General features: G+C 51.0%; 1 protein-coding gene. It reads left to right on the top strand.

Going from position 1 to position 437, the window contains the following annotated elements:
- A partial coding sequence (locus ACTHUT_RS22165; protein ID WP_440419967.1) for an ACT domain-containing protein occupies positions 1 to 373 on the top strand: 373 nt, incomplete at its 5' end.
- Positions 374 to 437 lie beyond the last annotated feature (64 nt).

Below are 437 nucleotides of genomic sequence, written 5' to 3'. Positions count from 1 at the left end.
CGCAATGGCCGATGCCAACATCGAAGTCGACATGATCATCCAAAATGTCGGCAGCGAAGGCACAACCGATTTCTCCTTCACCGTTCCACGCGGTGACTACAAACAAACCAGCGAACTACTGCAACAACGCCAAGACAGCATCGGCGCCGCTTACATCGACGGCGACGACACCGTATGCAAAGTCTCCGCAGTCGGCTTGGGCATGCGTTCACACGTCGGCGCAGCCGCCAAAATCTTCCGCACCCTCGCAGAAGAAGGCATCAACATCCAAATGATTTCAACTTCAGAAATCAAAGTATCCGTCCTGATTGGCGAAAAATACATGGAACTGGCCACCCGCGTTCTGCATAAAGCATTCGACTTGGGCAACTAATTCCAGCCAATCAAAAAGGCCGTCTGCAATTTTGTTGTTTCAGTCGGCCTTTTTATTCCTATCG

The sequence above is a fragment of the Neisseria sp. P0022.S010 genome, from assembly GCF_051956635.1.
Note: the sequence above shows the minus strand (reverse complement) of the source record. Positions and strands in the feature narration are given on the sequence as shown.